Raw genomic sequence first — 13,082 nt, 5'->3', positions numbered from 1 at the left:
GGCCCCTAGGCCTGGGGAGCGGGGAAGGTCACCCGCAGTTCGAGCCGGTGCTGGCCGTCTTCTTCCTGGGTGTAGATGGCCTTGCCGGCAATGCCGGCGAGTCCGTCGGTGCCGGAGCCCGGGATGATGTGCCCGGAGCTCGCCGTGGCTGTGCCCTCGGCGAGGCCCCAGTGCTGGATGACCATGGTCCCGGAGCGCCCGGCAATGGTTCCAGCGAACACCTCAGAGCCGACATAGCCTGCGCCCACGGAATTTCCGGCCATGATCAGGTCCGCAACACTGGTCCCGGTGATGTCTCCCTCGAAGATTTTCACTGCCCGGACCGTGGAGAGTTCGCTGTTGGTTCCTTCCACCTGGTACGGGGTGGGTTCCCACTCCGAAACGTCAAAATCCGCCACAATTACTTCTTCAGTTAGGTCGGTCATTACTTCAGTATCCCGTGTCCGGGCGCGGATTGCATGCCGGGTGTGTGGCTTGGGTAGCCTTATCGCTGTGCCCGGACGCGGCACGGCAGCGGATTTACCTAAGGAGCACCACCCTCGCATGACCCGGAAACCGGCTTCCCTTCGGCAGTGGGCACTGCGCCCGGCCACCCTCTGGACGGTATTTGCCGTAGTCCATCTGGGCTTCCTTGCCGCCCTCGCTTCGCGCATCCTGAACGGCGATGTCCTTAGCGATGTCGGCTTCTACCGGCGCTGGGCGTTCGAGGGACTCCAGGACGGCCACTGGGTCGGGATCGACGCCGGCTGGGTTTATCCCATCGCCGCCCTGGTGCCGATGGTCCTGGCCGCGGTCTTCGGCTACGGCGGCTACCAGTTTGCCTGGTTCCTGCTCTTCACCGCCCTCAACGCGTGCGGGGTGGCTGTCCTGAGCCGCCGTGCGGGGTCCCGGGGCACCGCGGCGGCGTATTGGTGGCTGGCCGTTACCTCCCTGCTGGGACCGGTTGCCGTGGGACGGGTGGACGGCCTGACCGCGCCCCTGGTGATCATGGGCCTGCTGTTCCTGGCCGCCCGTCCGGTACTGGCCTCCGCACTGCTGGCAGTGGCAACCTGGATCAAGGTCTGGCCTGCCGCGGTTATCCTGGCGGTGCTCGTTGCGTGGAAGAAGCGCCTCACCCTGCTGGCCACGGGTGCCGCCGTGTCGGCGGTGATCGCCGTAGCCGTGGCGGTTTCCGGCGGCCTGCCCCACCTGCTGAGTTTCTTCGGTGAACAGGGTGCCCGGGGCATGCAGATGGAAGCACCGTTCACGACGCCGGGTCTCTGGCAGGCGATCCTTGGCTCGTCGGATGCGCACATCTATGAAGACAAGATCATCAACACCCGCGAAGTCCGCGGCGCCCTGGGCGAGCCGGTGGCCGCACTGATGACGCCTCTGCTGGCACTGGCTGCCCTCGCCGTCGTCGGGCTGCTCATCTGGGCCCTGCGCCGCGGCGCGGATCCGCGTGCGCTGCTGATCTCCGGGTCACTGGCCCTGGTCAGTGCGTTCATTGTGTTCAACAAGGTGGGCTCGCCGCAGTTCATGCTGTGGCTGGGTGCGGTGGTGGCCGTCGGACTGGCGTGGGAGGGCCGGTCCTGGAAGGTGCCCGGGATGCTGATGCCCGCGATTGCGGCGTTGACCACGCTGGTGTATCCGATGTTCTACTCGGCCCTGTACAACGACCTGAATGTTGCCGTGGCCCTGCTCCTGACCGCCCGCAACATCCTGCTGCTGGTGCTCTTCGGCTGGTCGCTGGCCCGGGTCATCCGCCTGACCCGGGCGGGCGGCACGGCGCTTAGTGCGTCCGCAGTTCGCCCGGAGCGGGCGCCGTAAGCCGCTTGCGGAACAGGACCTTGGTCTTGGGGTCCACGAAGATCAGGTAGAGGGCGAAGCCCAGCGCGGTGACTGCGGCAATCTGGCGGGCCGCGCTGAGGCTGAACTCAAAGTAGGGCCAGATGTCCAGCTGGTCGCTGATGGCGTAGACCATAAAGAACGAAACGAAGAGGTAGAGCGTCTTCGCCTGCCAGTCATCGCGGAGGCCAGTCACCGCGAACAGCGGGATGAGCCAGACGACGTACCAGGACTGGATCATCGGTGCCAGCATCACGATGGCCGCGAAGGCCAGTGCCAGGCGCCTGATCATGCGGCTGTGCTGCCCCACGAACATCTGCCACAGCACAATGGCCACGGAGGCCAGCCGCCCGATGGTGTGCACGATGTCTGCCAGCGTCCAGCCCGGCAGTCCGAGGGCGTTGCCCAACGTGGCCACCAGCATCCCGGCAAAGCCCACCGGGGCGTACCAGATCCAGACACTGCCCGGCGTACTGAGCGCCCCCACCCAGCCGAAACCGAAGCCGTTGATCAGGCCCATGACCCACAGCAGCCCCAGGGAGATGCCGGCCGTCATGGCCCAGTAAGCGAATTTCCGCCGCCACGACGCATTCTTCCCGGCCCACAGCAGGCCGATGAACGGCAGGAAGATAACGGTGATGGGCTTTATGCCGATGGACAGGGTTACCAGCAGGATCCCGGCCAGGGCGCGGTTGGTCGCGGCCAGGTACAGCCCGGCCAGGGCCAGGCCGATCATCAGGGCATCGTTGTGGACGGCCGCGATGAAGTTCACCAGGAACAGCGGGTTGGCGGCGGTCAGCCACAGTGCCCGGTTCGGGTTGATGCCGTGCAGTTCGGCCAGCTTCGGCACGTAGTAGACACAAAGGGCAACGCCGACCAGTGCAATCAGGCGGAACAGCAGGATGGAGAACTCGGGCTGGCCGCCCGTGATCCGCACCACCAGTTCCTCGATCCAGAGGAAGACCGGACCGTACGGGGTCGGGCTCTGCGCCCAGAGATCGTCCGCGCCGAGCTGCAGGTAGTTGGAGATCTGGGAATAGCCGTCCTTGTACGGATTGAGTCCGCTGACCATCACGAGGCCTTGGGCGATGTAGGCGAAAACGTCGCGGCTGAACAGCGGGAGGGTGAAGCACATCGGGGCGGACCAGGCGATGACGGCGCGCAGGATCACCGGCCTGGATTCGGGACCCCATCCTTTCATCCGCTGCCCCAGGCGCAGCCAGGACCGCACCAGGAGCATGCCGCCCGTCGCGAGCATCAGGACTGCTGCAACGGCGCCGATCGGCTCGTCGAAGCGCATCCAGATAATCAGCGGATTGCTCCGCAGCTCGGCTGAGTCCAGCGAAAGCCACCCCACACCAAAGGAGCCGAAGAGCATCAAGAGGGACCCGATGAACCCCTGCAGAATCGCAATGTTGGGGCGGTCGGCTTTCGCTATCTCCGGGCCCGGAGACGAAGGCTCAGTCGCTGGGACCTGGGCGGTCATCTACGTGGTTCCAATCTCTGGGTAAAACACTTGTCCTGCGGGCCTGGCAGCAGTCAGGGTCCGGTAGCGGACTGAATGCCGGCACAGGAATGCCCGGGTACCTTCAACAGGCTGATATTAGCATCGCGGCCTGCACCTCCCCGGGAGATACCCCGACTCGGCCGGTGTCAATGCTGTGAGCCGGCGCACGGTCGCATAGACTGGAATTTCTGTTGTGATAAACGAAGCAAGGCGGTATTGGCTGTGGGGCGCCACCGGGCAGAACCTGTTAGGACCAGCAAACACCCAAGGAGACGGGCCGAGGCTGCACAATCGGCGTCCCCGCAGGCGGTGAAACCGGCGGTGAAGCCGGCACCGAAGCAGGCGGTGAAGCAAGCGGTGAAGCAGGAACGCAGTCACGAACTGCTGGCCTGGGGTGCCTTCCTCACCGTGGTGGCCACCGTGGCCATGCTGTGGGTGGGTGTGCCGTACGGCGGGGTCACCTCCGCTTCGGCCCTGTTGCTTTTCGCTTTTGCGCTCAGCTGGGCGCTCACTCCCCCGCGTCCGACGGCGGCCGCCGCACCTGCTGCGGAGCGCCTGCCGGCACCAGCCGTCCGCGCAGCCGCTCCGGTCCGCACCGCAGCGGCCCCGCTTCACCCCGCTGCCTCCCACCCGGTCCGCGTCCGCACCGCGCCGCACGGCCGGCGGGCCGCCGTTACTCCGGTGTTCCACGAGATGCCCGCAGAGCCAAGCCGCTGGACCCGTACATTCGGGCCGCCCGACACCGGCCAGATCCCCCTGCAGCCCTACCGGAGCGGTATTCCGGCCAGCTATGCCACCGCCGATGCCGGGCTGCCGGACCGGCGCCAGCGCAGCCACTCCAGCCTCTAGTTCCGGAGCCGCCGCCCGGAAGTGTCCGTGTGGAAGCGGTACATTGGACACGTGCCAATAACAAATGAACGTATGGTCTGGATCGACTGTGAAATGACCGGTCTGGACATCAAGAACGACGCCCTGATCGAAGTGGCTGTCCTCGTCACGGACTCCGAGCTGAACATCCTCGGCGACGGTGTGGACGTGGTCATCAAGCCGGACGACGCCGCACTGGCGCAGATGGGCGACTTTGTGCGCCAGATGCACACCACCTCGAAGCTGCTGGATGAACTGCCGAACGGCATCACCATGGCCGAGGCGGAGGCCGCCGTCGTCGAATACATCACCAAATGGGTCCCCGAGCCGAAGAAGGCCCAGCTCGCCGGCAACTCCGTGGGAACGGACAAGATGTTCCTGGCCCGCGACATGCCGGAAGTCATCGACTACCTGCACTACCGGATCATTGACGTGTCCACCATCAAGGAGCTGGCCCGCCGCTGGTACCCGCGGGCCTATTTCCAGGCTCCGGCCAAGAGCGGCGGACACCGCGCCCTCGGTGATATCCGCGATTCCATCAACGAGCTGCGCTACTACCGGGAAGCTGTCTTCGTTCCCGCCCCGGGACCGGATTCCGCCACGGCCAAGAAGATCGCCGCCGGGATTTCGGGTTAGGTCTGTCACAATCGGGCCTCCGGTGGCCGGGTGTGTCAGAAGCACTCAAAAAACCGTGTAAGCTTGATTCCGCTGCCTCAGATAAATGAGTCCGCAAGACCACTCGCCTGGACTTCGCGGATGAACGTTTGAGGCACATGGTGGGTATAGCTCAGTTGGCAGAGCGCCTGGTTGTGGTCCAGGAGGTCGCGGGTTCAACCCCCGTTACTCACCCCAATGAGGCTGGCAGTTCCAGCTTCCAAAGGCCGCCTCGGATTAGTCCGGGGCGGCCTTTTATGTTTGTCTTTCACTGTTAGCGGCACGGTGCGCACGGCGCCCACGGGTACCGGCCCGTGCCGGACCTGCTGCGCCTGCGCGTGGCTTACCAATGAGGAGGCCGCCTTGGACCGCAGACTGTTCGAAGAGGACCACGAGCTGTTCCGGGACGTCGTCCGGGAATTCGATTCCCGCGAAATCGCTGCAGCATACCCCGACTGGGATGCGGCGCACATGATGCCCCGCGGTCTCTGGAAAGCCGCCGGCGAGCAGGGCCTGCTCGGACTGGCCGTCCCGGAAGAGTTCGGCGGCGCCGGTATGCCGGATTACCGCTTCCGAGCCGTGATGGATGAGGAATTCGCCCGGAACAACCATCTCGCCGTCGGGCTGGCCTTCCACCTCCACGATGACATGGTCCTCCCGCACCTGCTTGCCTACGGCTCCGACGAGCTCAAGGAACGCTGGCTGCCGGACATGGTGTCCGGGGACAAGGTCACCTCCGTTGCCTGGACCGAGCCCGGCGCCGGAAGCGACCTGCGCGGTATCCGCACCAAGGCGGTCCGGGCCGACGACGGCGGCTGGCGGCTGAGCGGCCAGAAGACCTTCATCGGCAACGGCATCAGCGGCGACGCGTCCCTGGTCCTGGCCCGGACCGACGGCAGCACCGGCCGCGGGATGCGCGATTCCTTCAGCATGTTCATGGTGGAGAAGACCGAGGGCTACAGCACCGGCCGGCAGCTGGACAAGATGGGCCTGAAAGCGTCCGACACGGCGGAGCTGTTCTTTGACGACGTGTACGTTCCGGCCGGAAACCTCGTGGGCGAAGTCGGCCGCGGGCTGGAGTATGCCGAGGGCCAGCTCCCCCAGGGCCGGCTGGCCATCGCCGTCGCCTCCTCCGCCGTCGCCCGGCAGGTCTACGAAGCAACACTGGAGTACACCAGGAACCGCAACGCCTTCGGGGAACGGATCACCGACTTCCAGAACAGCCGGTTCGTGCTGGCCGACATCCTTACCGAGGTCGAAGTCACTGAAGCCTATGTCGATTCCGCCATCCTCGCCTTCAACGAGGGGAAGCTGGACGCCGTCTCGGCCGCCAAGGCCAAGCTCTGGGCCAGCGAACGCGCCAAGTCCATCACGGACCGCTGCCTGCAGCTGCACGGCGGCTACGGCTACATCCTGGAATACCCGGTGGCCCAGGCCTTCCTGGCGGCCCGGCTGCTGACCATCTTCGGCGGCACCAGCGAAATCATGCGGGAAGTCATCGGGCGCGGCATCGCACGCTGAGCCTGATCACCGCATATCACCACGAGAGAAAGACAGTAATGACCGTTCGTCCCATCGTCATCCATGGAGAACCCGTTCTGCACCGCCGGGCTGCCGCCGTGGAAGAGTTCAACGAAGAACTCCGCACCCTGGTTGCGGACATGTACGAGACCATGGACGTGGCCAACGGGGTGGGCCTGGCTGCCCCGCAGATCGGCGTCGGCCTACGCCTGTTTACGTTCGACTACGCGAACGACGACGACGCCCCGGACCGCGGCGTTGTCATCAACCCGACCCTGATCACCTCGAAGGTCCCGGGCTCCGCCCCCGATCCGGACGAAACCTCGGAAGGCTGCCTCTCCGTTCCCGGGGAGAACTTCCCGGTCAACCGCGCGGACTGGGTCAAGATCAGCGGCTTTGACGAATTCGGGGCGCCGGTTGAGTTCGAGGCGACCGACTGGTTTGCCCGCGTACTGCAGCACGAGTACGACCATCTGGACGGCAAGCTCTACGTGGACCGGCTCAATGACCGGTGGAGCCGGAAGGCACGGAAGGTCCTCAAGGCCCAGGGCTGGACTGTTCCCGGCAACACCTGGATGCCGGGCGTGGATCCGGACCCGTTCGGGCACTGACGCCACTGCCCCAAACAACGGCACAGGCCCGCAGGATTCCTCCTGCGGGCCTGTGCTGTCCTAACCTGTCTGGATGCCCCAGCCGGGCCTGCTGCTAGCCGGCGATGGCGGCCAGCGACTCCGCCTTCGGGAAGGCCGGCGGATTGACGCGTGCCATCTCCTCCAGCACCCGGACGACCTGGCAGCTGTAGCCGAATTCATTGTCGTACCAGACGTACAGCACGAGGTTTTTGCCGTTCGAGATGGTGGCCAGTCCGTCCACGATCCCCGCACGCTTGGAGCCGACGAAGTCGCTGGAAACCACCTCGGGTGACGCGATGTAGTCGATCTGCTTGTGCAGCGGCGAGTTCAACGACGTTTCGCGCAGGAACGCGTTCACTTCGTCCCTGGTGGTGGCGTTCTCCAGGTTGAGGTTCAGGATCGCCATGGACACGTCGGGGGTGGGGACCCGGATGGCGTTGCCGCTGAGCTTGCCCTCAAGCTCGGGCAGGGCCTTGGCCACTGCCTTGGCCGCACCGGTTTCCGTGATGACCATGTTCAGCGCCGCCGAGCGCCCGCGCCGGTCGCCGTTGTGGAAGTTGTCGATCAGGTTCTGGTCATTGGTGAAGGAATGCACCGTTTCAACGTGCCCGTTCACAATGCCGTATTTGTCGTTGAGGACCTTGAGCACCGGAGTGATGGCGTTGGTGGTGCAGGAGGCGGCCGTAATGATGCGGTCGTCGTCGGTGATGGAACCATGGTTGATTCCGTGCACGATGTTCTTCAGGCTGCCCTTGCCCGGAGCGGTCAGCAGCACCCGGGACACACCCTTCGCTGCTAGGTGCCGGGAGAGTCCCTCCTCGTCGCGCCAACGACCGGTGTTATCCACCACCACTGCGTCGTTGATGCCGTACGCGGTGTAGTCCACTGTGGCGGGATCGTTGGAGTAGATGACCTGGATGAGCGTCCCGTTCGCGAGGATCGTGTTGTTTTCCTCGTCCACCGAAATGGTGCCGTTGAAGGCACCGTGGACGGAATCCCGGCGCAGCAGGCTGGCGCGCTTGACGAGGTCGTTTTCCGAACCCTTCCGGACCACGACGGCGCGCAGCCGCAGGCCGCGTCCGCCGCCTGCCTTCTCCACGAGGATCCGGGCGAGCAGGCGTCCAATCCGGCCGAAGCCGTAGAGCACGACGTCGGTACTGGTCCTCTCGTCCGCGCCGCGCTTACCGGCGACGTCGGCCAGCTCGGTCCGTAGGAACTCCTTGAGATCCCCTCCGTGTTCCTTGTACTTGTTGCCCATCCGGGCCAGGTCCACGGACGCGGCGCCCAGTTCCAGCTCGCTCAGCGCCAGCAGCAGCGGATAGGTTTCGGCCACGGGCAGTTCGGTCTCGTCGATCTGACGGGCAAAGCGGTGAGCCTTCAGGATGTCGATCACCGATTTATTGACGAGCGGACGCCCGTACACCGAGGTCACCACGCTGTTTTCCCGGTAGAGCCGTCCGATCAGCGGAATCATGGCCTCGGCGAGGGCCTCCCGATCCATCCAGGCGTCAAGGCACGTATCCGAATTGGAGCTCACAGAACTTCACATCCTTCTATCAGCCGGCACTGCGTTGTGCCGGTTGGCGGTAGTCCCTCCCAGTGTATTAGGTCACAAACTTCCCACCCGTATCTCTGGGGAGAGAAAGGTCACATCTTCGCGGAGTGCCGTCCGGTCGTGGCAGGGCTGGCTGCCGGAAGCTCCGGCCGGTCCGGCTCCAGTTCGGCAAGGTCCCGGATCCCGCGCAGCGGGCCGAACGCAGCCACCAAAGGCGCCAGGGCAGCCACCAGGATCCCCGTCAGGATGGAACCGCGGATACTGAGGAATTCCACCAGCAGGGCGGCGGCAAAAGCAGCTACGGCCAGCATCCCCCAGCTCACCATCCGCTGGGCAGAACCGAGGCGGCCAAGCATCTGCGGCGGGCAGACACGCTGGCGGAACGCGGTGGCGACCACAATGTTCAGGGAAATCGAGAAGCCGGCGACAAAAAGCCCAACGAATCCGACCGCCATCCCCCAGCCCGGGGAGATAAACAACAGGCTCGCGTAACCTGCCACGGCGGGAAACATCGAATAGCGCCAGACCCGGCCGGAGCCGAATCGGTCGGCCAAGCGTTTCACTGACAGTCCGCCCACAGTGCCTCCCACGGCGGTGGCCGCGGTGAGCAGGCCCAGCATGCCGGGCGATTCCCCCAGCGACCGGAGCACGAGCAGAACCAGCAGCGAATTGACGATGTTGCCGCCGAGGTTCCACAACGCGCCGGTAATCAGCAGCATCCGCAGGGCCACGGTACTGAAGATGTACCGCACCCCCTCGGCCATCTCCTTCACGACGTGCCGCTTCTCCGCACGGCCGGGACGGGGTTCGGTAATGTCCAGGCGCAGGATCGCCGCCAGCGAAGCAAATGAGGCCGCTACCTGGAGAAGCAGCGCATTGGACGCACCCCAGGCGTCGGTGACCCAGCCGCCCAGTGCCCGCCCGCCGGCGTCGCCCAGTGCACCGGAACCCGTCATCAGCCCGTTGCCCTCCACGAGTTCCTCCCGGTCCACTGCCTGGGGCACCAGCGCCTGCTCCGCAAGGGTGAAGAACACCGCTGCCAGCCCAGCGCCGAAGGACACTACGAACAGCTGGGTAACTGTCAGGAGCCCGAGCCACCAAGCCACGGGCAGGCTGGCGAGCAACAGGGTCCGTACGGCGAGTGAGACCACGATCAGGGGCCGGCGCCGCTGCCGGTCCACCAATACGCCGATGGGCAGGGCAAACAGGAGCCAGGGAAGGAAGGCCATGCCGGAGAGGACGGCAACTGTGGCATTGGAGGCGTCCAGTTCCATGACCGCGATGACGGGCAGCGCAACACTGGTGACGGCCGTGCCGAAGATGCCGGCGGTCGACGAGATCCACAACCGCCGGAAGTTGGCGTTTCTGATAACCAGTGGCCTTGCGGCCGCCTCGGTCTTGGGCATTGCCACAGAATAGCCCAGCACCCGGGAAATGAGATCCGTCAACGTACCAAACAGTGAACTTTGCGCTAAAGCGTGGCTCACGCGCGTTCTGCGGCAGCCGGGCGGAATGTTCGGCGTAAGGATGGGTGGACGGGCTGGCCGATAAGCCGGGTTTTGTACGCCCGGACCGTTACCGGACCGGGAGCGGCAATCATCCATCTAGGACCGCCGTTGCCGGCGGCCTCGAGCGGCCTACCCGGACACATCGGGCGGGCAGCCCTCAAACGTGTCCTGTATGGCCTTGCTCCGGGTGGGGTTTACCTAGCCGTCCCGGTCACCCGGGACGCTGGTGGTCTCTTACACCGCCTTTTCACCCTTACCTGCTCAGGCTGCAAAGCAGCCCGGGCCGGCGGTTTCTTTTCTGTGGCACTGGCCTGCGGGTTTCCCCGAGTGGGCGTTACCCACCACCCTGCCCTGTGGAGCCCGGACTTTCCTCGGCGGCAGCGGATGTCCCGAAGGCATCCGCACCGACGCGATTGCCTGGCCAACCCGTCCATCGTCAACTCTACCGTCCCGCGGGGTCCGCCCCGTCCCGGACGTCCGGGGTGTTCCGGAACCCGCCGCCCGGCTCGCGTAGGATTAACCGGTGCTGATCCTGCTCCCGCCCTCCGAAGGAAAAACGCCCGCCCCGACAGGAGCCGCCCTGGACCTGTCCCGGCTGCATTTCCCGCTGCTGTCCGAACCCCGCTCCCTGGTGCTCAAGGCCCTGGCCGAAGCGAGCAGTTCCGGCGACGCCCTCTCAGTTCTGGGCGTGGGGGCGACGCTGGCACCGGAAGTGCGCCGCAACACCACTCTGGAGATGGAACCCTGTGCGCCCGCGCACCGGGTCTACACGGGCGTGCTGTACGACGCATTGGGCTACACGACGCTTTCATCCACGGCGCAGCGGCGTGCCGATGACGCGGTGCTTGTGATGTCCGCGCTGTGGGGTGCCCTTGGCTTTGCTGATCCGATCCCAGCCTACCGGCTCTCCATGTCGGTGCGGCTGCCGGAAACCGGCCGGCTCGCCGCTTTCTGGAAGCAGCACCTCACGGGCCCGCTGGATGAGTATGCGGGGAACTCCCTGGTGGTTGACTGCCGCTCCAGCACCTACGCGGCTGCCTGGTCACCGGATCCCCGGAACACGGCGGCGGTCAACGTGTTCTCCGTGCGCAACGGCGAACGGAAGGTTGTTTCGCATTTCGCCAAGCACACCCGGGGCGAGCTGGCCCGCCACCTGCTCGAGCGGGCCGGTGTGGAGCCGGCTACGCCTCAGGAGCTCCTGGCTGCCGCGCAGGAAAAGTGGGACGCCGAGCTGGTGCCTCCGGCAGGCCGGAAACCGTACCAGCTCAACGTCATCCTGCACGGGTAACTAGCCGGCGACCAGTTCCACTTCGAAGCCTTCGTCGTTTTCGAGGTATGCGGCGTAGTGCTCCGCTCCCCCGGCGTGGGGATGCCGGTCCGCGAACAACAGGGTCCAGCCGTGGCTGGACGCACGACGGGCCAGGAGCTCGACGTCGGCCTCCGAACCTGCACGGAACGCCAGGTGGTTCAGGCCCGCCCGTTTCCGGGAGTAGGGGCCGCGTTCGACGTCGGGCCCGGACTCGAGCACGATGTACCCCTCAGCGCCCTGCCAGCTTCCGCCGGTGGACCAGGTTTCCTTCCGGACGTAGCCCAGCCGCTCCAGCAGCCAGCCGAGGGATTTCTCCGCCGCTGCGAAGTCATTGACCCAGATCTCCGTGTGGTGCAGCCGTCCCGTGGGAGCGGGCGCAGGAGCCGGAGACGCAGCCGCTTCCAGTACGGCTGCGGCAGCCGCCGCCTTGGTGTCTGCGCCTGCGCGCGGCTTCCACGGAATTCCGGCGGTTCCGGCATCCATCGCTTCGTTGGACAGCCGGTCCGCGTCCTTGTTTAACTCGCGCGGAATCCACTGGTACTTAACCCGCTGCGGATTCACGATCGAACGTGCCTTAGCCGCGAGCTTCTGCATATCGGCGTGCTTGATCTTCCAGCGGCCGCTCATCTGCTCGACGACCAGCTTGGAATCCATCTTGGCCAGGATCCAGCAGTCCGGGTCGATGCTGTGCGCCAGCTCCAGGGCGGCGATGAGGCCCGAATACTCCGCGACATTATTGGACACGCGGCCTACGTATTCCGCCTTCTCGGCGAGGATGCGGCCGGTGTCGGGATCGCGGACCAGAGCGCCGTAGCCGGCGATTCCCGGATTGCCGCGCGAACCGCCATCCGCTTCGACGATGAGGGTACGACGGGGTCCGCCGGCCGGGACGCGGGCAACCTCAGCTTCGGCGCCGGAGTCCGGCTCCGGCTCCGGGTCAAACAATGTCACTTCTCAGCTGCCCCACTCGGCGGAGCGGACCAGGATGCAGCCCGAATCCGGACAGAACACAATGTCCTCATCGGCGGCCTTACGGATATCAGCGAGGTCGCCGGGGCTCAGCTGCATCCCAGAGCCTTCGGACGTGCCGTGGAACAGGCGGGCAGCGCCGATACCGTGCTTGGAAAGGGTCTTTTCGTACACCGCCAGGAGGGCCGGTTCGAAGCTGGCGGCGAGTTCTCCGCGCCGGGCTTCAGCGTCTGCGGTGTCGGTGCCGATCACTGCCAGCTCGGCGTCGCGCTTTTCCTCCAGTTCCCGGCGCTTGGCGTGCAGGGCACCCAGGGCCTCGCCTGCCTCGGCCTCGCGGGTGCGGGCTGTTTCCAGCCGTTCCATCACGTCGAGTTCAACGTCCTCCAAGTCGGACCGGCGGCGTTCGAGGGAAACGATCTCCGCCTGCAGGGCGGTGAGCTCCTTGGAGCCGCCCTTCCCGCTGTCCAGGTGCTGCTGATCACGGGCCATCCGCGCGACGACCGAAGCTACGTCCGCTTCGGCCCGCGCCAGTTCGCGTTCAATATCGGCGACCTCGGTACCGGCGGACACGCGTGCGCTTTCGGCGGCGGCTACGGCATCGCCAAGGGACGCGATCTCGGGATTGTTGCTAACGTTGCGGGCCTGATTGCGCAGGGACTTGATCCTGCTGTCCAGGGCCTGCAGATCCAGCAGCCTCAGCTGCTCCGCGGGCGATGCTTTTGCCACCGAATAC

The 13,082-nt window shown here is 65.7% G+C and carries 12 protein-coding genes, 1 tRNA gene and 1 other RNA gene; 7 read left to right on the top strand and 7 right to left on the bottom strand.

All coding sequences use genetic code 11. From position 1 onward, the window contains the following. Positions 1-5: 5 nt before the first annotated feature. A complete protein-coding gene (locus QNO10_RS05775) occupies positions 6-425 on the bottom strand; it encodes a DUF3224 domain-containing protein (protein WP_229948811.1) in 420 nt (139 codons plus the stop codon). 118 nt (positions 426-543) lie between these two features. Between QNO10_RS05775 and QNO10_RS05770 the strand changes: the two genes are divergently transcribed. Then, positions 544-1,809 carry a glycosyltransferase family 87 protein gene (locus QNO10_RS05770; protein ID WP_229948814.1) on the top strand — a complete coding sequence of 422 codons (1,266 nt, stop codon included), beginning with the start codon at positions 544-546 and terminating at the stop codon, positions 1,807-1,809. Here the strand turns inward: QNO10_RS05770 and mptB are convergent. Then, positions 1,772-3,313, bottom strand: coding sequence for a polyprenol phosphomannose-dependent alpha 1,6 mannosyltransferase MptB (mptB, locus tag QNO10_RS05765; protein WP_229948816.1), 1,542 nt, complete (start codon positions 3,311-3,313; stop codon positions 1,772-1,774). The two genes, QNO10_RS05770 and mptB, sit on opposite strands and share 38 nt — an antisense overlap. A gap of 378 nt (positions 3,314-3,691) precedes the next feature. Here mptB and QNO10_RS05760 point away from each other — a divergent pair, with 378 nt between their 5' ends. The 5 genes from QNO10_RS05760 to def all read left to right on the top strand — a co-directional run bounded on the left by QNO10_RS05760 (position 3,692) and on the right by def (position 6,987). Further along, positions 3,692-4,183 carry a hypothetical protein gene (locus QNO10_RS05760; RefSeq protein WP_229948818.1) on the top strand — a complete coding sequence of 164 codons (492 nt, stop codon included), beginning with the start codon at positions 3,692-3,694 and terminating at the stop codon, positions 4,181-4,183. Between the two features lie 51 nt (positions 4,184-4,234). Continuing rightward, on the top strand, positions 4,235-4,837 hold the full coding sequence (gene orn, locus QNO10_RS05755; RefSeq protein ID WP_283995882.1) for an oligoribonuclease: 603 nt from the start codon (positions 4,235-4,237) through the stop codon (positions 4,835-4,837). A 140-nt stretch (positions 4,838-4,977) separates the two neighbouring features. Next, positions 4,978-5,053 (top strand) — tRNA-His (locus QNO10_RS05750). 165 nt (positions 5,054-5,218) lie between these two features. Next, complete coding sequence (locus QNO10_RS05745; protein WP_229948820.1) at positions 5,219-6,376, top strand: acyl-CoA dehydrogenase family protein; 1,158 nt, start codon at positions 5,219-5,221, stop codon at positions 6,374-6,376. A 38-nt stretch (positions 6,377-6,414) separates the two neighbouring features. Continuing rightward, positions 6,415-6,987, top strand: coding sequence for a peptide deformylase (def, locus tag QNO10_RS05740; RefSeq protein WP_229948823.1), 573 nt, complete (start codon positions 6,415-6,417; stop codon positions 6,985-6,987). Between the two features lie 94 nt (positions 6,988-7,081). On the opposite strand, the gene QNO10_RS05735 is transcribed toward def, so the two are convergent. From QNO10_RS05735 to rnpB, 3 genes are all read right to left on the bottom strand, one after another. Further along, complete coding sequence (locus QNO10_RS05735; protein ID WP_283995883.1) at positions 7,082-8,545, bottom strand: glyceraldehyde-3-phosphate dehydrogenase; 1,464 nt, start codon at positions 8,543-8,545, stop codon at positions 7,082-7,084. A 110-nt stretch (positions 8,546-8,655) separates the two neighbouring features. After that, positions 8,656-9,969, bottom strand: a complete 1,314-nt coding sequence (locus QNO10_RS05730) for an MFS transporter (RefSeq protein WP_229948826.1) — start codon at positions 9,967-9,969, stop codon at positions 8,656-8,658. Between the two features lie 126 nt (positions 9,970-10,095). Further along, positions 10,096-10,500, bottom strand: an RNA gene (gene rnpB, locus QNO10_RS05725) — RNase P RNA component class A. A gap of 94 nt (positions 10,501-10,594) precedes the next feature. Here rnpB and QNO10_RS05720 point away from each other — a divergent pair. Beyond that, on the top strand, positions 10,595-11,359 hold the full coding sequence (locus QNO10_RS05720; RefSeq protein WP_229948828.1) for a YaaA family protein: 765 nt from the start codon (positions 10,595-10,597) through the stop codon (positions 11,357-11,359). On the opposite strand, the gene QNO10_RS05715 is transcribed toward QNO10_RS05720, so the two are convergent. Beyond that, positions 11,360-12,331, bottom strand: coding sequence for a reverse transcriptase-like protein (locus QNO10_RS05715; protein ID WP_229948830.1), 972 nt, complete (start codon positions 12,329-12,331; stop codon positions 11,360-11,362). It abuts the gene before it with no gap. A gap of 3 nt (positions 12,332-12,334) precedes the next feature. Next, positions 12,335-13,075 (bottom strand): zinc ribbon domain-containing protein, encoded by a 741-nt coding sequence (locus QNO10_RS05710; RefSeq protein WP_229948832.1) that lies wholly within the window; start codon positions 13,073-13,075, stop codon positions 12,335-12,337. Positions 13,076-13,082: the final 7 nt, after the last annotated feature.

The organism is Arthrobacter sp. zg-Y919 (assembly GCF_030142045.1).
In the GTDB taxonomy this organism is placed as follows: domain Bacteria; phylum Actinomycetota; class Actinomycetes; order Actinomycetales; family Micrococcaceae; genus Arthrobacter_B.
The sequence above is the reverse complement of the archived record's forward strand: the minus strand, read 5'-3'. Positions and strand labels throughout refer to the sequence as shown.